Genomic DNA, 21,316 nt, shown 5'->3' with positions numbered 1-21,316 from the left:
ATTTACACTTTATAGAATCTTCCAATAACTTTGGCTACTTTAATACCTATTAATTTTCGTGTAATTTCCCATTTAGAATGTGCCAATATGGGTTCACTGCAATATTTCCAATAAATAACATCTAAATTTCTAGGGATTTTTCCCTGAGCGGCCCTTAATAAATGGTGTGCTTTCCAGGGTTTTGGACTTCCCATTCCGTGGGACATTGTTGAATCACCTTCAGAAAAACCCATTCCTTCTTTTCCCATATAACTTACAGGATCATTATAAACTTCAATCGCCACATTTAAAGCATCCTGATCCGGTTTATCAAAAATCTGGAATCCTTCTCTTTTTAAAACCGTTGAATTGTAGGATTGATTCAAAAAAATAGAATTCTCTAAACCCCCAATTGCAGGTCCCATAAGTTCCTGCATCTGAACCCACAAATTTAAAAATGAGCTGTTTTTTTTAAGAAGTCCAACAAAACCGGCGTTTACATAAATCGCGTTTTTAAAGTGCAAATCGATGTGGTAGTGTTTGTAATAGTTTTTCCAGCCTTGCCGCCGGGGATGGAATTCCTGCAAAGGTGAATTAACATCTTCGCAAAGTGCAACACCGCAGTTTATCCATTGTTCGTAACACGCCCATGAATCGTTTATCACAATATCAGGATCAAAATAAAACATGGCGTCTGCTTCTTTTGCCGGGCCTTCCCAGAGTTCCAGCATAAAATCAGGCTTGTAATTTGCCATATTATAATTGGTCACTATGGGCAGAAAAATCAATTTTATGTCCTGCACCGGAGTTAGGACAATGGCTTCTTTCCATTTACCAATTGTTTCTTTTTCGCCTCTTAATACCCATTTGGGTAATCTGCCTCGATAACCTACATAAATATCGCCTCTAAATCCATTTTGATATAGTGAATTAGAAAGTGCAGCTACTCCAAAATGGTAGTGACCCTCGAAAATAGTGCAAACTGCTGCATTCATCATATAGTATTATAAATTTAAGATGCGTTTGAGTCTTCTTGTAACACGTTTTGATTGATGTTTGATATAGGTAATATAAAATAAATCAGAGCTTTGCACTTTATACAAATTCATCATTCGCTCTTTATCAGTCTGGCTGGAATACATTAATTCATCGATTGATTCTGCTCCCAAACGGCCTCTGCCGGAATAATGCAAATGACTAATGGGTACATTTAAAGCGCGAAAAGAAGATTGTTTATTGACCACTATTTTAGATTCTTCAGACAATTGGGAATACCAAATTTTGTATGAATCTGTGTTTTGTTTGTATCCGCCCTGAATGGCATGAATTAAATCTAAACTATTGGTATAATCTCCAGACCATGAACTGAGCCAGTTGTATGGAGGTTTGCATAAATTGAGTAATTTCCAGTCTCCCAATAATGAAGCGATATGCAATAAGGACTGATCGTGTTTTTTTGGAATTTCAGGATGCTGTTTGAACCATTCTACAGCTGCGTTCATATCTGCAATCATTTTTGAACTTTTTCTGACCAATATGTGTCCGGCTGTTATGGCGGAGTTTAAACTGTCTTTTCCGAAATTTTCTTTTACTTTTTCAGGAAGCAGATAATTGTGTATGCCGCAAGTTGTGTATTCTGTATCGGCGTGAACTAAATCATGTCCATTTGCAAACTCAAACAAACGTTCCCAATTCATTAGTGCCACGATATCATTATCAGTATAAATAAATTCATCCCAATCTGAAAAGAATGCTAAAAAACGGTACAAAAATCCCATTGGGCATTCTGTTAAAACACTTCTCAGGTTTTTTATAAAACTTCTGGCTTCTTCCGAAAAATCTTCTACGGTTAAAAATTCAACTTCATTTAAGATATATTGAGAATTTACTTTTTCTCCTCCAAAATGAATTAATCGGATTGGCAATGTACAGCCGCTTTTTCTAATGGAATAAATTAGGTTTTCGCTGTACCACTGACTTTTTAAATTGGCCACTAAAACAATACCTTTTTTCATCTATATCGGTTTATAAGCTTAAATGCCATTTATAATTTTTCTGCCACATTTTATGACGAACAGGCCCTGTATAATGCCGAACTGCCATTTGTTTTGGACTGAATAAATACGAAAAATCAAATTGATCGCCTGAGTCTAAAATGAAGGTTTTAGGTGTTAAAGGCATATAGGAATTATTTTTTAGCAAATGATGGTAAACGGTTTGTTCGCTAAAATATTCGTAGGTGAAATTATAGGTTTTAAAAAAGTCCAGCGATTCTTTTATGTTCTTAAAAGCTTCATTGGCAAAAATAAAACCGGAGTTTACCTGATATATTTGTTCAGAGTTTAGGGCTTTGTAACGGCTGTCTAAACAACCCCAGCTTACATCTGGCATATACCAGCCGTTTGCTTTTGGTTTTTCTGTTAGTATTAGTTTTAAAACATTGGCGTGTTCATAAAATAGAATATCTGAATCTATGAATAGTGTTGGTTTTTCGATTGGATGATTTAAATAGTAAAACAGTTTTTTTCCTAATGGATATTTTTTAGCATAATCGATTAGATAGTTTTCATAAGGTTCTAATTCTTCTTTGCATAAACCTTTTAAGGATTCTATTTCGCTCCAGTCGAGTCCTTCGGATACTTTAAGGAAATCAAAATTACTTTCGAGTTGGTTTATTTGTGCCTGAGTATGTGTACCGTCTGAATAAAGTGTCCATTTAATTGGTTTTCCTACGTAGCGAATAAACGATAAAACAGACAAAACTTGCTCGTGAAAATCATTGAAAGAGGAAAAACTGGCGACCTCCATTTCAATAGTTTTTTTTTTACTGACTTGGTTTACCAAATGATATAATCCTATTGCTACTTGTCTGGCAAACTTTTTACGGTTTGCTCTGCCTTTTGCTATGGTTATTTTTTTAGTAAGTCCGCCTTGACCTGGTAATTTATTCATGTTTTAATTCTATAGTTTTTAATATAGCTCTTGGTTTTAATCATGAAGATATAGATTGTGTTAATCTCTTTGTGTTCCAAATAATTCACTCAAACCTATTCAAACATAGCCCGTGGTTTCAACCACGGGAAACGGGTTGTGACAATCTTGCGTTCCCGCGGTTGAAACCGCGGGCTATGTTTATATTGATAATCTATTCCTTTAATTTTTAATTTTTAATTTTTAATTTATTTCTTGACTCTAATTATTACTAAAAAACTAAATATATAATTTACTAATAATGAAAGACACTGGTTAAAAATACTGTAGTACAAAATGCCTCGAAGCTTTGTTAAATCCCAAATAAAATAAGCTAGTATAACGGTTCCTAAATTGAGCGCAATTACAAAAATTGGGTTTAAAAAATGTCCTCTGCTGCCTATTAAATTACCGCTCATGGCAGCAATTAATCCGATGCAGCTGGATAACATAATCAAAAAAAGTTCAGATGATAATGAACTGTAAGAACCTCCTAAAAGCCATAACATTTGGGCAGGAAATAAAAATACGATCAGCATTATAAAGCCTGCTGCCAAAAAAAGGATCAACTGAAAAAATAAAAAATATCTTAAAAGGATTTCTTTATCATCTGCTAATCTTGAAAATCGGGGTAAAAATAAAGTGCCTGATATTGTGGTAAAAAAAGCCATGAGTGCCGCAAATCTGCCCAACGCTCCTATACTTGCCAAATCAGTAGAGTTGCCAAAAACAGATAATATCCAAATTACGATTTGTCCTGATAGCGCATAAAATATAATATTGGGCAGGATGCGGGTTACAATTTTGAGTATCTCTTTACGAATTACGGGATCTGGCTTTTGGTGGCTGTCTACAAACTTTTTATTGATTATTTTGAGTTTTGAATTGCCGTATATCTGCGGAATTCCTGAAGCCAAAATAAGGACGAATGTCCAGGGAAAAATAAAAATTGTAAGGATAACTAATAGCAATCGTCCAAATCCAACTCGTAATTGATTTTTTTGTAAACTCGAAATATCCTGATGTAACTTGGGTGTTATTTCTAGTAAAGAATCTGATAAGGCTGCGTAAAAAGCCGGAATCAAGGACAGAAAAATTAAAACTGCCGATAACCAGCTTGCGTTATTTTTTAATAATAGATAAATGATTATGGGGGTAGAAACGGTTAAGGCTATAAAGGCAAATTTCTTTCTTAAATCTAAACCTGTCGCTAGCACTTCGCCTAGTTTTTTAGGATCTTTCCATACTTTGCCACTTAGTGCCATGACTCCGTTTGAAATACCGGAATCTGTAAACATTACTAAAGTTCCTAACATAGTATTAGCGAGCGTGTATAGAGCGTATTCCTGAACAGGCAGCATTCTGACAATTAATATCCCGGAAACAAATCCAATTAATTTTAGGATTACTTCTGTACTTCCTACAATCGAAATTAATTTTATAAAATTTAGACTTTTATCGAAATGCTGGTGCTGTCTTATTTTATCTAATGACCAGTTCATTTTCTACTTTTAATTTAGCACTAAAAGAATTATTTTTTCCAATTCCTTTTACCTGAAAACCTATTGCGGCTAATTTTTTAAAATCAAGAATATTTCGTCCATCAAACAGGAAAGCGGGTTTGTACATGTTGTTGTAAATACTTTCCCAATCGTAGGTTTTAAATTCATCCCATTCTGTTAATATCGCAGCGGCATGAGCTTCATCGAGTGCCTCAATCGCTGTTTTGTAAACGAAAATCTGATTTAATTTTGATTTTATTTTTTCTTCAGAAAGTCCTTTTAATTCCCATAAATAGCGCATATCAGCTTTAATTTTTTCTTCAGAAACTTTAGGGTCGTAAACATGAATTTCTGCTCCGTCTTCGATTAAATGTTCGGCTACATAAATTGCTGCAGATTCTCTGGTATCGTTGGTATCTTTTTTGAAAGCCCAGCCTAAAAAGGTTATTTTTTTTCCACTTACGGTATTAAAAAGTGAACAGATAATATTTTTAGCGAAACGGTATTTTTGATAATCATTTAGAATAATAATTTGTTCCCAATAATTAGCAACTTCCGGCAGGTTAAAATAACGGCACAAATACACTAAGTTTAAAATATCTTTTTGAAAACAAGATCCTCCAAACCCAACCGAAGCTTTAAGGAATTTAGAACCAATTCTACTATCGGTTCCTATGGCTGCGGCAACCTCATCAACATCGGCTTCGGTGGCTTCGCATAAAGCAGATAGGGCATTAATGGATGAAATTCTCTGTGCTAAAAAGGCATTGGCGGTTAATTTTGATAATTCGGAAGACCATACATTTGTAGTTAAAATTTGTTTCGGCGAAAGCCAATGTGCATAAATATCAACCAAAGACTGAATGGCTTTTTGACCGCTTTCAGTTTGATTTCCTCCAATTAAAACTCTATCGGCATTAAATAAATCTTCGATGGCAGTTCCTTCGGCTAAAAATTCGGGATTAGAAAGTACTTCAAATTTTACTCCGTTTCCGGTATGATCTAAAATAGTCTGTAAAGTTTGGGCTGTTCGAACAGGAAGCGTAGATTTTTCGACTATAATTTTATCATTTTTAGCTATTCGGGCTATTTGTCTGGCGCATAATTCTACAAATTTTAAATCGGCAGCCATTCCCTTGCCTTCACCGTATGTTTTTGTTGGCGTATTTACGGCTATAAAAATCATATCTGCGGCTTCAATTGCTGCATCAACATCGGTTGAAAAAAACAAATTACGTCCTCTTGCTTCACGAACTACATCTGCAAGTCCGGGTTCGTAAACAGGAAGTTTATCTAAATTTTCTTCATTCCATGCTAAAATACGATCTGTATTTAAATCTACAACTGTTACTTTTATTTCGGGACATTTCAATGCTATTACTGACATTGTTGGTCCTCCGACGTAACCGGCTCCTAAGCAGCAAATATTTTTGATTTTCATTTAGATACTTTTTTATTCGAAATAATTTAAGATCGTATAACCGAATTCTTTTAAATGCTGTTCTTTCTCCATTAATTTTAAATCAGACTGCATCATTTCTTTTACCAATGATTCTAAATCGTATTTGCATTTCCAGCCCAGTTTGGTTCTGGCTTTTGTGGGATCGCCTACCAGTAAATCTACTTCTGTTGGTCTAAAATAATTGGCATCAACTTCTAATACTTCTTTACCAATCGGAATTTGATAATCTGGATTGCTGCAATATTTTACAAGAGCTTTTTCATTTATTCCTTTTCCTTTGAATTCTAGTTCAATACCTACTTCGGCAAAACTCATTCGTACAAATTCACGAACTGTTGTGGTTTTTCCTGTCGCAATTACCCAGTCTTCCGGTTCATCGGCCTGAAGAATCATCCACATCATTTGTACATAATCTTTTGCATGTCCCCAATCGCGCTGTGCGTCAAGATTTCCTAAATATAATTTATCCTGAAGTCCTAAAGCTATTCGTGCCGTTGCTCTGGTAATTTTACGTGTTACAAAAGTTTCGCCTCTAATGGGTGATTCGTGATTAAACAAAATCCCATTGCAGGCGTACATTCCGTAAGCTTCTCTGTAATTTACAGTAATCCAATAGGCGTACATTTTGGCTACGGCATAAGGCGAACGCGGATAAAACGGCGTTGTTTCAGACTGCGGAACTTCCTGTACTTTTCCATACAATTCTGAAGTCGATGCCTGATAAATTCGTGTCTTTTTTTCTAATCCAAGCAAACGAACGGCATCCAGAAGTCGTAAGGTTCCTAAACCATCAGCATTTCCTGTATATTCCGGAGTTTCAAATGAAACGGCTACATGGCTCATGGCAGCCAGATTGTAGATTTCATCGGGTTGAACTTCCTGAATGATTCGGGTTAAATTCGTGCTGTCTGTCATATCTCCGTAATGCAGAATAAAATTTCTGTTTTCTACATAAGGATCCTGGTATAAATGATCAATTCGATCTGTATTAAATAAAGAAGTACGTCTTTTTAATCCGTGTACGATATAGCCTTTTTCTAATAAAAATTCACTTAAATAGGCTCCGTCTTGTCCTGTAACTCCTGTAATTAGGGCTGTTTTTTTCAATGGATTCATAATCTGATTGTAAGGCACAAAGGCATTATGCTGCAAAGTCGCAAATTTTGTAAAGTCTTAACGATAAAGGGGTTTGGGGTAATTTGAAGGGCAAAAGATCAGTAAACCTTTTGTTTGAAATTTTCGATGTTTTCTAAAAACCAAGTGTAGGTTTTTTGTATTCCTTCTTCGAGTTCTGTTTGGTGTTTCCAGCCCATGCTGTGCATTTTAGAAACATCCATTAATTTTCGTGGTGTACCATCAGGTTTTGTGTCGTCCCAAAGAATATCTCCGGTATGACCTACAATTTTTTGTACCAATGCGGCCAGTTCGTTTATGGTTAAATCTTTTCCTGTTCCAATGTTATACAAATGCTCCGGAAGCTCATTTTCTAAAGCAAAAACTACTGCTTCTGCCATATCATCTACAAATAGAAATTCACGCATGGGGGTTCCCGTTCCCCATAAAATTACTACGGCATTATTGCTTTCTTTGGCTTCGTGAAACTTGCGGATCATGGCAGGTAAAACATGCGAACTGTTTAAATCAAAATTGTCATGAGTGCCGTATAAGTTGGTTGGCATCATGCTGACAAAATCTTTTTGGTATTGTCTGCGGATGGCTTCACATAATTTTACTCCGGAGATTTTGGCCAAAGCGTACCATTCGTTAGTGGGTTCTAAAGGAGCTGTGAGCAAATATTCTTCTTTTAACGGCTGCGGTGCAAATTTTGGATAAATACAGGAACTTCCTAAAAAAATGAATTTATCTACCGCCAAACGATGTGCCTCATTGATAAGGTTGTTTTGAATCAGCATGTTTTCCATCAAAAAATCGTACGGAAAATCATTGTTTGCCTGAATTCCTCCCACTTTTGCGGCGGCATCGATAATTACATCGGGTTTTGTTTTTCTGATAAAATCCCGAACTGCTTTTTGCTTTCTTAAATCTAATTCTCTGCTGGATGCTCCAATAAGATTCGTGTAGCCTTTTGCAGTCAGCGTTCTCCAAATGGCGCTTCCCACCATTCCGTTATGTCCAGCAATATATATTATGGATTTTTTATTGATCATAGCGTAAATTTTATTTTACAGCAGCGGCGAAGCAATCGATTCTAATTGCTGGTAAACTTGTTTTACTTCCTGAGAATTTTCTTTTTGCAAAACCATCAAAGCATCGGCGGTGTAAATCAAAATGCAATTTTTAACGCCAATAAAAGTGGTATGCAATGAAGTTCCTATAACAATATTTCTGTTGGCATCAATGGGATGTCCTTTTTGAACCAAATAATCATAAACCGATTCGAAAGAACCTAAATCTGACCAGCCAAAATGAGCGGGAACCACTTTAATATCTTTACTTCTTTCCATAACCGCATAATCAATGCTTGTAGAAGGAATTTTTATCGACAACTCGTAATTCAAAAAGCCATTTGTATTGTTTTCCCAAGCTATTTTTGAAGCTTTGAAAACTTCGGGTTCCTGTTTTTCGAGTTCTGCTAAAAACTTTCCGGCTTTGAAACAAAAAAGTCCGCTGTTCCAGAAATAATTTTTCTTTTTAAGATATTTTACTGCCGTTTCAAAATCGGGTTTTTCATGAAATGCAATTACATTTTCATCTTCAAATTCGATATAACCGTAACCCGTTTCCGGTTTAGTTGGTTCTATGCCAAAGGTTACTATATAATCCTGATTGGCTAATACAATAGCGTGCCATAAAGCATTATTGTATAAATCGCTGCCTTCTATAATATGGTCTGAGGGGGTTATCAATAAAATATCGTCTGGTTTTGATGCAAATGCGGCAAAGGCAATTGCTGCGGCTGTATTACGGGGGACGGCTTCTACAATATGAGTAAAATGTTTATTCAGTTTTGACATAATCACATTCGTCATTTTGTAGTTTTCAATATTTCCAACTACTATCATTTTTGTTGAAACATTTTCGTTACGAGCTACTGTTTTTTCAAAAAGTGATTCTCCGTCAAAAAGTTCAAGATATTGTTTTGGAAGTGTTTTTCTGGAAAGAGGCCATAATCTGCTGCCAATTCCGCCGGTTAAAACTACATGAGTAATAGTAGTACTAATTGCCATTAGAATGTATTAAAATTTCTTTTTGATATACTTCATGACGAAGATTAGTACTCGAAAAACGATGGTCTCTGGTATTAAAATACAACTCAATTCCTTTTTCTTCGCAGTAGGCTCTTCCGGTAAAGTCTTTCTCTTTATACTCATCTCCTAAAACACGCATATCAATAGTAAAAGATTTCAAAATATCTTCTAAGTCCTGCTCTGTTGCATAAGGTACAATTTCATCAACAAATTTACACGCTTTTAACTGTATGTATCTTTCGACAACAGTTTGTGTTGGTTTGTTTTTTGTTGGGCGGTCTAACGTTGGATCAGTCTGCAGGCCAACAATTAAATAATCACAATTTTGTTTCGCTTCTTCAAGCATTTTTACATGCCCCGCATGTAACAAGTCAAAAGCACTAAAGGTTATTCCAATTTTCATCTTTTTAATGTTTTAAATTAAATAATCAGTTTATGAATGGAGTAATGATTTGTGAAAAAATATTGTGAACCTGTTTACTGGGGTTTTGGCACTATTTTTTTAAATTAAAAAATGGGTTCCCCGTGAATAGTTACAATTCGTACTACTCAAAAAAGAAAAAAATTAAGGGTATAAAAATTAAAAAATTGTGCTTTTTGACTGTTTTAAAAAGATTAAATCCTGTTATGCAAAACAGAAAATTAAAATCCATAACATCAATCTAAATACAACAATAATTTAAGATAAAATTATGATAATGAAGCTGATAAGGGATTACTTTTTTGTAACTAAATGTCCTAAATAAGGAAAAATTAGCATGAAAACCGTAAATAATTTTAGTCTCTCCAGATTAAATTTACATCCTATATTAATACTGAAATGTTCCTCCAAAACAGCTTTATCTTTTAACGATTATTAACAGTTATTAAGAAAGACAATTTTCAGAAAAAATAAATACCAATACAGCTTATCTTATTTTAAACTGATTTACAATTACTATAAATAAATTAAGAATTATGAAGTGGTATGTAGTCTATACAAAACCTAAATGGGAAAAAAGAGCAGCAGAACAATTAACGAAGTATAACATTAATTGTTACTGCCCCTTGATTAAAAAAACACAGCAAAGATCTGATAGAAAAATAAAGGTAGAAGTACCGTTATTTAACAACTATATCTTTGTGCAAATACCCGAAAAAGATAGAAATATGGTGTTTTATTCTCCCGGTGTTGTGAGGTATTTATTTTGGTTAGGAAGACATGCAATTGTAAAAGACCAGGAAATCGAGACGATAAAAGAATGGCTTAATTGTGGAGATACTGCTAAGGAAATTTCAGTTATGCAGTACCAAATAGGAGATAAAATACATTTGAATTCCGGGCCTTTTTGTGATCAGAATGCCGTTATAAAAGACATTACAAAAACGCATTATGTTTTAATTTTAGAATCTTTGGGATATGTTTTAAAAGTAAAACATAAGTAATAACATAAATAAAAATAGAGTTCTTATAAGTGAACTCTTTTTTAAAAAAAAAATATTAATTGCTTAATCTGAAAATTTCACTTTTTTTGATTCCTAAAATTTTAACCAGTTTATCCAGTTTTGACAATTTTAGGTCAATCATTCCATTTTCAATTTTTTCATATTTTTTTACACTTATTTCCATCTGAATGGCAACATATTCTGGAGTATGATTATTTTGCAACCGATACTCTTTTATTCTTAAGTAGTAATTTTCCATAACCTTCAATTTTAATTATTTATTTTATCTATTTAAGCTTCTTTACTATTTTCCAGATATTTTATCTATTTGTATCATTAAAAAAAATCGAAACATCGAATTTGAATATGAACTCAATTGAGACCTCTAAAACTTTTGAAATTTCAATTAATTTAGATACTGTTAAATCAACATCACCTCTTTCAATTTTGCCATAACCGCTGGTACTCATTTTTAGTTCTGCCGCTACAAACTCTCTGGTTAAATTTTTTAATTCTCTTATTTTTCTAATATTTTCGTATACACTATATTTCATAAAACAAAAAAATATAAATAATCCTTATTTTGAAATTACTATTGCACCTCAATAAATACAATAGAGTGATAATCTGTTTTTCATTATACTTTGTAAAAAAATTACTATTTTTCAATAACTGTTTAATTATTAATAAAGAATAAAGCTAAATGACCGTTTTTATTTAGTATTCTTTTTAAATCGTGGTTAAAAATATATATTGTTTTCAGTTTATAATAATAAATCTGTTCAACGGATTTTAAAATCCGATAAAATACAATTTGCAGCCTTTTACAGCTATCATATTGAGGTGAAAACGGCAAAAAAACTTCTCAAAAAAATATGAAACCCAGCATTATCAGCCGCATTAAAACCTTGATTATGTAAGATTTATAATAAGATTTTGATGGTTTTTGAAGTAATTAAAAAATATTCTTGTTAATCAGAAATTGAAGAATAAAAAAGAGGTTCAGATTAAATTAACCTGAACCTCTAATTATATTGTTATGTAAGTTTTTTATTGCGTTACCAAAAACTGAGGATACGGATTTGGTGTTGTATTAATTATTACGGTCGGCACGCCCACTTTTACATTTACTAACAGCTTACTTAATGTAGGATTTGCTGATAATGTAGAATTTACATAAATCGCAGAAGAATCATAATATAAGTTCGACGGTTTTGCTACGACTACATTTCCTGCAACTGTTGAATTTAAAATATAATGAAAAGTCGAATTGTAGACTACAGGTGCAAACATATTAGAACTGTCTGAGAATTTACATCCTTCAATATAAGTAATCATAGCATTTAAAGTTGCCGCTGATGAAGTGTTATTGAAAAAGTTAGAACTGTATATCGAAATTGAATTACTGTTGATTACGCTCGCTCCGGTATAATTACTAAAATCACAATTAGCAATTACAGGATAATTTTGTGCTCCCATATCTAAAGCAGTCTGGCCTCTATCAAACTTACAGTCTACCCAGGCATTTAAGTTATTTGGTCGGGTTGCCTTCATTGACATTGCCGTTGTACAATTTATAAACTGACTTTTGTAATACATCGTTTTATCAACATAACTCGATGTGTTATAATCACCTGCGTATGGTAATAATGGTTCTTGGAAGAAACCTCTTGTACAATTTACAAAACCTAAATACTCAAAAAAGTTATTATCAAGTCCCATAATTTGATACAGGTGAATTCCGTTTGTCTGATCTCTAAAAGTAATAAACCTTAAATTTGCATAAGCAATCTGGCCAATTCCAACACCATTTCTTTTACCTGCATATATACCCGTGCTGCCGCCTTGTAATGTTAAATAGGCCAAAACAAAATTAGTATCAGTTCCTGTGTCTAATGTAATTAAAGGAAAATCATCTTTTAGACCCACAATTACCGTTTTACCTGTTCCTTTTCCTATTATACCATGATTTCCATCAAGATGAACATTTAAGGTACCACCTATATAGAATATTCCTTCCGGTAATTCTGCAATTCCATTCTTATCAATAAGATCTTGAATATAAGCTCTTTGATCTGTTTTTCCGGTTCTTTCAGTTTTCCAGTTTGGTCCCAACGGATCTGGCAGTGTTTCCCATGCTGTTCTCGCCCAAGGTGTATATTTTGTTCCTAAAATAGTATTGCTAATAGCAGTTGTAACAGCTGTATTTGTAATCGTACTGGTTTGCTCTGTTCCGTTATATTTTATCGCATTGCTTTTGTCTAAATTCCCCAGTAAATCAAAACCTGTTACAGTTCCGCTTCCTCTTTTGTATGCCCCTTCTCCATCAATTAAAAACATATTGGTTCTTGCCGATATCACATCATTTGAAGTACGCAGGTATTTATTTAAGAAGGATACATTTTGAGCATCAATATCATAAGATCCTGTTTGAACAGCAGAATAAGCATTTCCGCCTCCAAAATCGGTAATCTTTAAATTACCCATATTTTTAGCCGTAAACATTGCTTTTGTGCCCTGTCCGTTTAAGTTCCATCCTTCACTGTCAACACCAACAAAAGTAGCCGATTGTAATCCGTCAATATCTGTTGCGTCCCCAGCCGGAGTTAAATAATTAGAATGCAGATTTACGTTTCCATAACTTGGCGTTGTGGTATTTCCTTTCATGATTAATTGATTGGAAATAGACTGTGCTTGATGCTTGATAATCTTATTATTTCTGAAATAACCTGATGCACTGCAGTCAAACTTAATTTGTCCGCCGATATTGATCAGCTCATTATTATTTAATTGTGCTCCGCTTGCATTGATGTAAACGTATCTTAAAGTTTTAAGAACGCAATTTGTTATGGGCGCGCCAGGTTCAAAAGTAACGGTGCGGTCTACAAACGAAAGTTGTTCGATGTGAACATTGGTACTTCCGGCAGCGATTTTAATATTCGATACTTTAGATAATGTAGGATGTCCGTATAATCGTTGATTGCTTTTCATCACAAGATCAACTCCAGAGTAATCTCCTTTTTCTAAACGTACAGAACCGTATTGATCTAAAGCAGCCTGAAGCGTTCCTTTTTGCGCAAGCGGCAATAAGTGGGCTTCAAAATATTTAATTTCTTCTATTTGATTGTTTACGCCTGTTGGTGGTTCCGGTACGGTAACCGGAACTTCTTCAAGAGCATATTGATAGTTTTGTGAAAAAACTGCTGTTGAAAAGAGTAAAAAAAATAGTAACTTTTTCATTGTCCCGATATAATATAGGAATTTGTGCCTGTTTTTCTAAGAAATCCAAATCTTACGTTCCCGGCAGCGCTGGTAAACTTTGCGCTTCCGCTTGCCGTATAGTTTATTGTTACTCCAGAAGATGCCTGAATGGTTAATACCGCACCATTATGAGCTTCTAAATTAATAGTATCGCCTGTTAGCATACTCGTAAAATTAGAGGTTAATGTTAATGTAGATGTTGCGGTACATTCTATTGTATTATTTACATCTGTAGTAGTAATGTTTCTGGAAGAGGTAAACGGAATAACTGCCGCTCTTGGCGTTGTAGTAGCAGTGCCTACCAACCTTTCGGCTGTTTTTGCATGTAATGCATAAGGCACACTCAAAAGCTGCGTAGTTCCCATAATGTTATAATTAGCTCCGCCGCTTACATCAACTTGTGTCTCTATAAAGTATGGGCCTTTTTCCCATGCAATTGCACTAAAGGTACCAGTAGTAATATTTCCGGTTCCTATTTCAAGAGAAACCAAACCATTGTTATTGGTAGTCGCAGAATGTGTTTCCTGATAAACAATAGTTCCCGCTGCACTGCTTTGATGTACAATAACTCTTAGGCTTATTCGCGAGTTCGCAACCAGATCATTATTCTGTGATCGAATAATTGCCTGATAACTCATTTTTTCTGGTGATTGTGCATATAACTTAAGCGTAACAGTCACAAATAATACTAGTATGGTAAGCGCAGATTTCATTGTCTTGTTCTTTATTTTTTTAATATTTTAAATGATTCCAAAATTTTGCCGTCTACATATACCACAAGTATATAAAGAGAAGGTGTTAGGTTATTTAAATTAACCTGAGTTTCTGTTTGATTAATTTTGTTTTGTTTTAATAGCCTGCCCTGAATGTCATAAAGTCTGTACGATCGGTCTTTACTTTCTAACTCTGGTGCTTTCATGCTTACATTAACAAAATCTGCTGCCGGATTTGGGAAAACTAATATGGATACTACAGGCACCTCAACTTCCGGATTATCCAGAGTTTCATCTGATTCTTGCTGCTGTATCCCCTGAGCTACGTTATAACCTGTTCCAATGTAGGTATAGAATACTTGTCCAATTGAATATGTTACAGAACCTGAACTTCCGGTTGCGTTGCTTCCGGATGGAATTATAGTTTCCATGGTATCATTTGTCTGCGTCTGGCTAATCCCTTTAAAAGGGATAAACGCCATCATAATTATGAGTAGGTTTAGGGTTTTTATGTTTAAATACTTCACAGTTCTATAAGCCTTATAATTTATGCTGCAAAAATATTTAATAGCAAAATAAAATCGATATAACGAATTTTATTTCCGATAAACTACACAAAATGTAGTATTTTAATGACTATTTACCTACATCAAAAAAATGTTTTTCTATAAATTACTGCGATTATTTTAAAAAAATAGCTGCCGATATAACTTAAATAATAGTTCTAAAAATTAAATATTTAACGCTAGTATAAACTGGTTGATACTTAAATACAACGGCAATTTATTTCACTAAATTATATCACTAAATCCTTTTTATTTAATCTTTAATTATGGGGTGCCTTTATAAAAAATTCCGTATTAAATTAACAGTTATCTTATTGAATACAAGATATTTACAAACAGCAAAGCTAAATATTTTTCTACAACAAACAATTACCAAAATAAAGTTTTTCCTTACAAAGGAAAAAATGGTCTGAATAAGGAATTATTGACTTTTAAAAATAAGTCCGCAGATAATTTTGACTGTAATTTTATCTTAAAAAAAGCCCGCCTTATTTTATGAGAAAATTGCAAGCATAAAATTGATTTAAAACCGAAGGTCAATTTAAAAAAAAATGTCTCAAATAATTTAAAATATGCAATTCATCGATAATAATAGCTTTATACAGAAAATGCAAGTATTAGTAAAAAAAAATTACTTTTTTTGATTAACATATTGATTACTAGGACATAATTATAATTTCAATAAATGCCAAATCAATGATTAAAAACTACTTATAACCTCTCATTTATTTATTAACGAAGCAGACCATTGTAAATAAAAAATACAGTCATTTTTAATAATGAGCTGTAAACCCGGATGTAAGTCGTGTTTTTCTTTAGTTTCCCATTAATTGAATCTTATTATTTGTTCCACTCTAATTTTAATACCATTAAAATGAAAAGAGCTAACAACAATGATTTAGCCAACGAGAGAAGTTGGACCAAAATGGCGTATCCTAAAAGTACGTTACCGGAGATTTTTGCAGAGCAGGCTGCTTTATCTCCAAATTCAATAGCACTTGAATTTGGAGAAGAACAGGTTACCTACACAGCGTTAGTAAAAATGACAAACCAGCTGGCGAATTACTTTTTAGCTCAAGGTTTATCTTCCGGACAAATTGTTGCTGTATCTATGGAGCGAACTCCTAACCTAGTTGCTTCTCTTTTAGCCATTTTACAATGTGGCGCGGCCTATTTACCATTAGATCCAAAATTTCCGGCGGCTCGTTTAGAATTTATGCTCGAAGATTCTGGGGCCAGTTTTTTACTGACTACAAAATCACTTGTCAATTCATTGCCTGCTTATTCTAAAACGATAGTAATTGAAGACGTTTTAGCTGCACTTGATCAATATCCTGCAGTTCCTGTTTCAGCTTCTGTTTCTTATGATGCTGCAGCGTATATAATGTATACTTCCGGATCTACCGGAAAACCTAAAGGCGTAACTGTTACACATAAAAATTTAATAAACTTCCTGTTCAGTATGGCAATTGAACCGGGTATACATATCGAAGACAGGTTATTATCCATCACCACAATTTCCTTTGATATTGCTGGTCTTGAATTATTTCTGCCGCTAATTAAAGGTGCAGCAGTAGTTTTTGCCGATTATGAAACTACTCGTGACGGTCATCTTTTACTTGATCTTTTACAGAAAAAAGAAATTACAATATTACAAGCTACACCTACTACGTGGCAGTCGCTTCTTGATTCCGGATGGGAAACACCACTGGCTTTAAAAGCGTTATGCGGTGGAGAAGCTATGCCCTTAAACCTGGCCCGCCAATTAATTTCAAAATGCGATTCACTTTGGAATATGTATGGCCCGACGGAAACAACGATTTGGTCGGCAGTAAAACAAATTCAGGCAGATGATGAACTAATAACAATTGGTTTTCCAATTGCCAATACACAAATTTATTTATTAGATGAAGAAAGAAAAGCCGTTGAAACCGGAACAATTGGAGAAATCGTAATTGGCGGAGACGGAGTCGCACAAGGTTACTGGAATCGTCCGGAACTTACTGCTGAAAAATTTATTCCGGATCCGTTTTCTTCAGAACCAAACGCTATTTTGTATCGCACCGGAGACTTGGGGAAATTACTCCCAAATGGAGAATTTCAATGCTTAGGCCGCATCGATCATCAGGTAAAAATAAGAGGGCACCGTATTGAATTAGGCGAAATAGAAGCCGCCTTAAATAGTATTCCTGAAATAAAACAATCTTCCGTAATCGTCAGCAATTATTTTGGTAATGAAGATAAACTGGTGGCGTATTTAAAATCTAGTGCTGAATTACAGGATGAAAAACCAATTCATGAGGCACTTTCAAAAGTGTTGCCCGAAATATTATTACCATCTAAATACATCTGGGTAGACGAATTTCCAATTACTCCAAATGGAAAAGTGGATAAAAAAAACTTACCTGTTCCTGAACATAACAGACCAGATTCTGCACCGCCGTTCAAAAAACCGAATACGCAATTAGAAAAAGATATTGTAAAAATTTGGAGCGAAGAATTACAAATAGCAAGCATTGGTATCGATGATGATTTTTTTGATATGGGCGGAAGTTCTGTATTGGCACAAAAAGTAACCTCGTTAATGAGACAGCAATTAGAACTGGATATATCGGTTTCAAAAATCTATATTCATCCTACCATTAGGGAACTTGCCAGTACTTTAGAAGAAAATAATACTAAAGAAGATTCATTTGCATTTAAACAAACGGGCAAACAAACCACTACCGGAGACATTGCTGTAATTGGTATGGCCGGAAGATTTCCAGGTTCTGATACTATAGAAGAATTATGGGAAAACCTAAAAGAGGGAAAAGAAACCATTTCTTTATTTACCAAAGAAGAATTAGATCCAAGTTTACCCGAAAGTCTTCGTAAAGACCCATTTTATATAGGTGCAAGAGGAATTTTACCTTCGGCTAAAACATTTGATGCTCATTTCTTCGGACTAAATCCGCAGCTTGCCGCCGCTATGGATCCTCAAATACGTGTGTTTATGGAAATTTCGTTTGAAGCTTTGGAACAAGCGGGACATCTTCCGAAACATTATAAAGGAAGCATCGCCGTATATACAGGAAGTGAAATCAATACCTATTATGAGAATAATATATTCAACAACAAAGAATTGAAAAGTTCTGTAGGCGAATTACAAATCTATACCGTAAACGGAAAAGATTTTATTGCACCGCGTACTTCTTATCATTTAAATTTAAAAGGGCCTTCGGTTAGCGTACATTCTGCCTGCTCAACTTCACTATTAGCTGTTGCCGAAGCCGTAAAAGCCATAAGAACCGGCATGTGCGATATTGCCCTTGCAGGAGGATCGAGCGTAACGTGTCCCATAAACAGCGGTCATCTTTATGATGACGGTTTTATCAAAAGCCCTGACGGATCGACAAGATCTTTTGACGCTGCCGGAAAAGGAACTGTTTTTAGTGATGGCGCCGGAGTTGTGGTGCTAAAAAGACTGGAAGAAGCAGAAAAAGATGGCGATATTATATACGGCGTAATTAAAGGAGTTGGAGTAAATAATGACGGCGGAGACAAAGGTAGTTTTATGGCACCAAGTCCGCGAGGTCAGGCCGGAGCAATTATAAATGCTTTTAATGATGCCCAAATATCCCCCTCCTCAATCAGCTATATGGAAGCCCACGGAACTGCAACTCCCGTAGGAGATCCAATAGAAATAGAAGGACTTAAAATAGCCTATGGCAAACAGGAAAAAAACAATTATTGCGCTTTAGGTTCTATAAAAAGCAATATGGGACATACCACCGCGGCTGCCGGAGTTGCGGGTTTAATGAAAGTATTATTAGCCATGCGCCATAAACAGATTCCGCCAATGGTTAATTTCAACGAACCCAATCCAAATATAGATTTTGCAAACAGTCCTTTTTACATCAATAATAAATTAATTGAATGGGAAACGGACAGCATCAGAAGAGCCGGTGTAAGTTCTTTCGGAATTGGCAGCACAAACGTTCATGCCATTGTTGAAGAATATACAGCAGAACCTTTACCCTCTTCAGCTAGCCGACCGCTTCAATTATTAATGTGGTCTGCAAAAAGCCAAAACAGTTTATTAGGTTATGAAAACGCATTGGGTCATTTTATTGATAAATCAAGAAATATTCCTTTAGCAGACATTGCTTATTCATTGAATATTACGAGAGAGGGTTTTAATCAACGCAGCTTTTTGGTAACAAATTCTACAGATGATGCGGTCGAAAAATTAATTTCCTTAAAAGCAAAAAGTACTAAATCTTCCATATTAAAAAGTGTTCCTAGTGAAATGGGATTTCTGTTTCCGGGACAAGGCGCACAGTATCTGCAAATGGGAAAAACGCTTTATGATAACGAAAAAGTATATCGTGAAGCCGTAGACAAATGTGCCGAATTGCTGATGGAGGATTTAAAATTAGATATCCGCGAAATCCTTTATCCAAAAACAAATTCGCCTGAGGCCGAAGCACGCTTAAAAGATACCCGCTTAACGCAGCCAAGTTTGTTTGTTACAGAATATGCACTGGCGCAGTTATGGATGAGCTGGGGAATAAAACCTACTTTTCTTTGCGGTCATAGTATTGGTGAATTTGCAGCAGCACATTTAGCCGGAATTATGAGTTTAAAAGATGCCCTTCATATTGTTGCCATTAGAGGGAAATTGATAAGCGAACTTCCCGGCGGATCAATGTTAGCGGTACGTGTTCCGGTAGAAAAATTATATGAACTGATTCCTGATACACTTTCTGTAGCTGCCATAAATTCAAGTCAGTTTTGTGTGGCTTCGGGTACAAAAGAGGATATTGCCTTATTTAATCAGGAATTGGATGCGCAGGATATTCCAAACAAACTGCTTCTTACCAGTCATGCTTTTCACTCCTTTATGATGGAACCAATTTTAGATTCTTTTAAAGATGAAATAGAAAAAATAAAACTAAGTATTCCGAGGCTTCCTATTATTTCAACAGCAACCGGAACCTGGCTTACAGATACAGAAGCCACAAGTTCAAGTTATTGGGTTAGCCATTTAAAAAATACGGTACGATTTGCCGATGCAATGGATACTGCATTTGAATTAGAAGATTATATCTTATTAGAAGTAGGCCCGGGTCAAACCCTTATTACGCTGGCACGTCAGCAGGCGGCTGGTAAAGTTATACCTGCTTTTTCGAGCATCAATTTTCCTAAAGAAGAACAAGACAATGAATATTCGACTTTATTAAATACTGTTGGTGAATTATGGGCAAAAGGAATAAGCCCAGATTGGAAATCTTTCTACAACGAACAGCAAAGACAAAAAATAGAATTACCGGGTTATGTTTTTGATCGAAAACCGTGCTGGATTGAGCCTTTAAATGTTATTGAAACCATAGTTCAAAAAAGTACAGTTTCTGATATAATTCCGAATATAGCCATTTCAGCAGAAACAGAAAGTGTTCCTGCTACAACAAAAGAATCAAGAAAGGAATCTATATCAGTTAGAATTTCAGAAATTATAAGAGAAGCGTCGGGCATAACTTATGATCCTGATTCGGCTTCTATTACTTTCCTGGAATTAGGATTGGATTCTTTATCGCTCACTCAATTATCAGGAAGACTGAAAAAAGAATTTGATTTACCTATCACTTTTAGACAACTCAATGAAGGATATCCTACTCCATTGCTTTTGGCAGATTATATTGATTTAAATCTTCCTGAAGAAAATGAAGTTGAAATTAAAGAAACCGAAATTGTTTCTAACCAAACTGTTCTGCCTTCTGTTTTAACAAATGAAGCTCCATTATCAGTAAATCAAAATCAAACTTCATTAGAACAAATTATCCAGCAAATTCAGCTTTTGAGCCAAAAAGTAGATCAACTGCAAGGTTTTCAAAGTTCATCTGCAAACGGAAGTACTTCATTCGTCAATTTAAAAGTAAAACATTTTGATGCCCTTACATTTAATCCTGAAAATCGAGTCGGCACAAACGGATCGAATGGCGCTCATAAAAAAGAAAAAGCTTTTGACCTTTCAAAAATAAACGGACAGCTGTTTCTTGAAACTAATTCTGAAGAAAAGAAATATACCATAATGGCAAACGAACCTCCTATTCATGGCAGTAAACTGGGACGGGACGAAAACGGAAATCCGGCATGGTTTATTGAAGATCCTGTTCAAAAAGGAAAGTTTAATAAAACGATGTTATTAGAGTCAGATAAACATAATTAATAATTCAGATTGTCAATT

General features: G+C 34.7%; 16 protein-coding genes. 2 read left to right on the top strand and 14 right to left on the bottom strand.

Features of this window, described 5'->3' with window-relative positions; genetic code table 11:
* Positions 1-2 precede the first annotated feature (2 nt).
* From BUE10_RS11270 to BUE10_RS11230, 9 genes are all read right to left on the bottom strand, one after another.
* Positions 3-977 (bottom strand): hypothetical protein, encoded by a 975-nt coding sequence (locus tag BUE10_RS11270; RefSeq protein ID WP_143055961.1) that lies wholly within the window; start codon positions 975-977, stop codon positions 3-5.
* 6 nt (positions 978-983) lie between these two features.
* Positions 984-1,994, bottom strand: a complete 1,011-nt coding sequence (locus tag BUE10_RS11265) for an alpha-mannosyltransferase (protein WP_073485100.1) — start codon at positions 1,992-1,994, stop codon at positions 984-986.
* 10 nt (positions 1,995-2,004) lie between these two features.
* Positions 2,005-2,931 carry a hypothetical protein gene (locus tag BUE10_RS11260; RefSeq protein ID WP_073485098.1) on the bottom strand — a complete coding sequence of 309 codons (927 nt, stop codon included), beginning with the start codon at positions 2,929-2,931 and terminating at the stop codon, positions 2,005-2,007.
* Between the two features lie 227 nt (positions 2,932-3,158).
* Positions 3,159-4,451 (bottom strand): MATE family efflux transporter, encoded by a 1,293-nt coding sequence (locus BUE10_RS11255; protein ID WP_073485096.1) that lies wholly within the window; start codon positions 4,449-4,451, stop codon positions 3,159-3,161.
* Positions 4,432-5,892, bottom strand: a complete 1,461-nt coding sequence (locus BUE10_RS11250) for a UDP-glucose 6-dehydrogenase (protein ID WP_073485094.1) — start codon at positions 5,890-5,892, stop codon at positions 4,432-4,434. Before BUE10_RS11250 ends, BUE10_RS11255 begins: the two co-directional genes overlap by 20 nt.
* A gap of 12 nt (positions 5,893-5,904) precedes the next feature.
* Entirely contained in the window at positions 5,905-7,029 is a 1,125-nt protein-coding gene (gmd, locus tag BUE10_RS11245; protein ID WP_073485092.1) for a GDP-mannose 4,6-dehydratase, read from the bottom strand.
* Positions 7,030-7,127: 98 nt separating this feature from the next.
* Positions 7,128-8,078, bottom strand: coding sequence for a GDP-L-fucose synthase family protein (locus BUE10_RS11240; protein ID WP_073485283.1), 951 nt, complete (start codon positions 8,076-8,078; stop codon positions 7,128-7,130).
* A gap of 18 nt (positions 8,079-8,096) precedes the next feature.
* The gene (locus BUE10_RS11235) at positions 8,097-9,101 is read right to left on the bottom strand and encodes a mannose-1-phosphate guanylyltransferase (RefSeq protein ID WP_073485090.1); all 1,005 of its coding nucleotides are present in this window, start codon (positions 9,099-9,101) and stop codon (positions 8,097-8,099) included.
* On the bottom strand, positions 9,091-9,525 hold the full coding sequence (locus tag BUE10_RS11230; protein WP_073485088.1) for an adenylyltransferase/cytidyltransferase family protein: 435 nt from the start codon (positions 9,523-9,525) through the stop codon (positions 9,091-9,093). The genes BUE10_RS11235 and BUE10_RS11230 overlap by 11 nt, the downstream gene beginning before the upstream one ends.
* A gap of 554 nt (positions 9,526-10,079) precedes the next feature.
* Between BUE10_RS11230 and BUE10_RS11225 the strand changes: the two genes are divergently transcribed.
* Entirely contained in the window at positions 10,080-10,547 is a 468-nt protein-coding gene (locus tag BUE10_RS11225) for a UpxY family transcription antiterminator (RefSeq protein WP_053470229.1), read from the top strand.
* A 55-nt stretch (positions 10,548-10,602) separates the two neighbouring features.
* Here BUE10_RS11225 and BUE10_RS11220 read toward each other — a convergent pair whose 3' ends face one another.
* The 5 genes from BUE10_RS11220 to BUE10_RS11200 form a co-directional block, all read right to left on the bottom strand.
* Complete coding sequence (locus BUE10_RS11220; protein WP_053470230.1) at positions 10,603-10,806, bottom strand: helix-turn-helix domain-containing protein; 204 nt, start codon at positions 10,804-10,806, stop codon at positions 10,603-10,605.
* 61 nt (positions 10,807-10,867) lie between these two features.
* Entirely contained in the window at positions 10,868-11,101 is a 234-nt protein-coding gene (locus BUE10_RS11215; protein ID WP_073485086.1) for a helix-turn-helix transcriptional regulator, read from the bottom strand.
* 496 nt (positions 11,102-11,597) lie between these two features.
* On the bottom strand, positions 11,598-13,787 hold the full coding sequence (locus tag BUE10_RS11210; protein WP_073485084.1) for a hypothetical protein: 2,190 nt from the start codon (positions 13,785-13,787) through the stop codon (positions 11,598-11,600).
* Positions 13,784-14,521, bottom strand: a complete 738-nt coding sequence (locus tag BUE10_RS11205; protein ID WP_073485082.1) for a hypothetical protein — start codon at positions 14,519-14,521, stop codon at positions 13,784-13,786. The genes BUE10_RS11210 and BUE10_RS11205 overlap by 4 nt, the downstream gene beginning before the upstream one ends.
* 11 nt (positions 14,522-14,532) lie before the next feature.
* The gene (locus BUE10_RS11200) at positions 14,533-15,006 is read right to left on the bottom strand and encodes a T9SS type A sorting domain-containing protein (protein WP_073485080.1); all 474 of its coding nucleotides are present in this window, start codon (positions 15,004-15,006) and stop codon (positions 14,533-14,535) included.
* 955 nt (positions 15,007-15,961) lie between these two features.
* On the opposite strand from BUE10_RS11200, the gene BUE10_RS11195 reads away from it, so the two are divergent.
* Positions 15,962-21,298 (top strand): hybrid non-ribosomal peptide synthetase/type I polyketide synthase, encoded by a 5,337-nt coding sequence (locus BUE10_RS11195; RefSeq protein ID WP_073485079.1) that lies wholly within the window; start codon positions 15,962-15,964, stop codon positions 21,296-21,298.
* The last annotated feature ends 18 nt before the right edge of the window (positions 21,299-21,316 follow it).

The organism is Flavobacterium sp. CF108 (assembly GCF_900129795.1).
GTDB lineage: Bacteria > Bacteroidota > Bacteroidia > Flavobacteriales > Flavobacteriaceae > Flavobacterium.
The sequence above is the reverse complement of the archived record's forward strand: the minus strand, read 5'-3'. Positions and strand labels throughout refer to the sequence as shown.

Bases quoted from the DNA above. Each gene is read 5' to 3' on its own strand.
- BUE10_RS11270 (WP_143055961.1), bottom strand. From the start codon at position 977: ATGATGAATGCAGCAGTTTGCACTATTTTCGAGGGTCACTACCATTTT.
- BUE10_RS11265 (WP_073485100.1), bottom strand. From the start codon at position 1,994: ATGAAAAAAGGTATTGTTTTAGTGGCCAATTTAAAAAGTCAGTGGTAC.
- BUE10_RS11260 (WP_073485098.1), bottom strand. From the start codon at position 2,931: ATGAATAAATTACCAGGTCAAGGCGGACTTACTAAAAAAATAACCATA.
- BUE10_RS11255 (WP_073485096.1), bottom strand. From the start codon at position 4,451: ATGAACTGGTCATTAGATAAAATAAGACAGCACCAGCATTTCGATAAA.
- BUE10_RS11250 (WP_073485094.1), bottom strand. From the start codon at position 5,892: ATGAAAATCAAAAATATTTGCTGCTTAGGAGCCGGTTACGTCGGAGGA.
- gmd (WP_073485092.1), bottom strand. From the start codon at position 7,029: ATGAATCCATTGAAAAAAACAGCCCTAATTACAGGAGTTACAGGACAA.
- BUE10_RS11235 (WP_073485090.1), bottom strand. From the start codon at position 9,101: ATGGCAATTAGTACTACTATTACTCATGTAGTTTTAACCGGCGGAATT.
- BUE10_RS11230 (WP_073485088.1), bottom strand. From the start codon at position 9,525: ATGAAAATTGGAATAACCTTTAGTGCTTTTGACTTGTTACATGCGGGG.
- BUE10_RS11225 (WP_053470229.1), top strand. From the start codon at position 10,080: ATGAAGTGGTATGTAGTCTATACAAAACCTAAATGGGAAAAAAGAGCA.
- BUE10_RS11220 (WP_053470230.1), bottom strand. From the start codon at position 10,806: ATGGAAAATTACTACTTAAGAATAAAAGAGTATCGGTTGCAAAATAAT.
- BUE10_RS11215 (WP_073485086.1), bottom strand. From the start codon at position 11,101: ATGAAATATAGTGTATACGAAAATATTAGAAAAATAAGAGAATTAAAA.
- BUE10_RS11210 (WP_073485084.1), bottom strand. From the start codon at position 13,787: ATGAAAAAGTTACTATTTTTTTTACTCTTTTCAACAGCAGTTTTTTCA.
- BUE10_RS11205 (WP_073485082.1), bottom strand. From the start codon at position 14,521: ATGAAATCTGCGCTTACCATACTAGTATTATTTGTGACTGTTACGCTT.
- BUE10_RS11200 (WP_073485080.1), bottom strand. From the start codon at position 15,006: ATGATGGCGTTTATCCCTTTTAAAGGGATTAGCCAGACGCAGACAAAT.
- BUE10_RS11195 (WP_073485079.1), top strand. From the start codon at position 15,962: ATGAAAAGAGCTAACAACAATGATTTAGCCAACGAGAGAAGTTGGACC.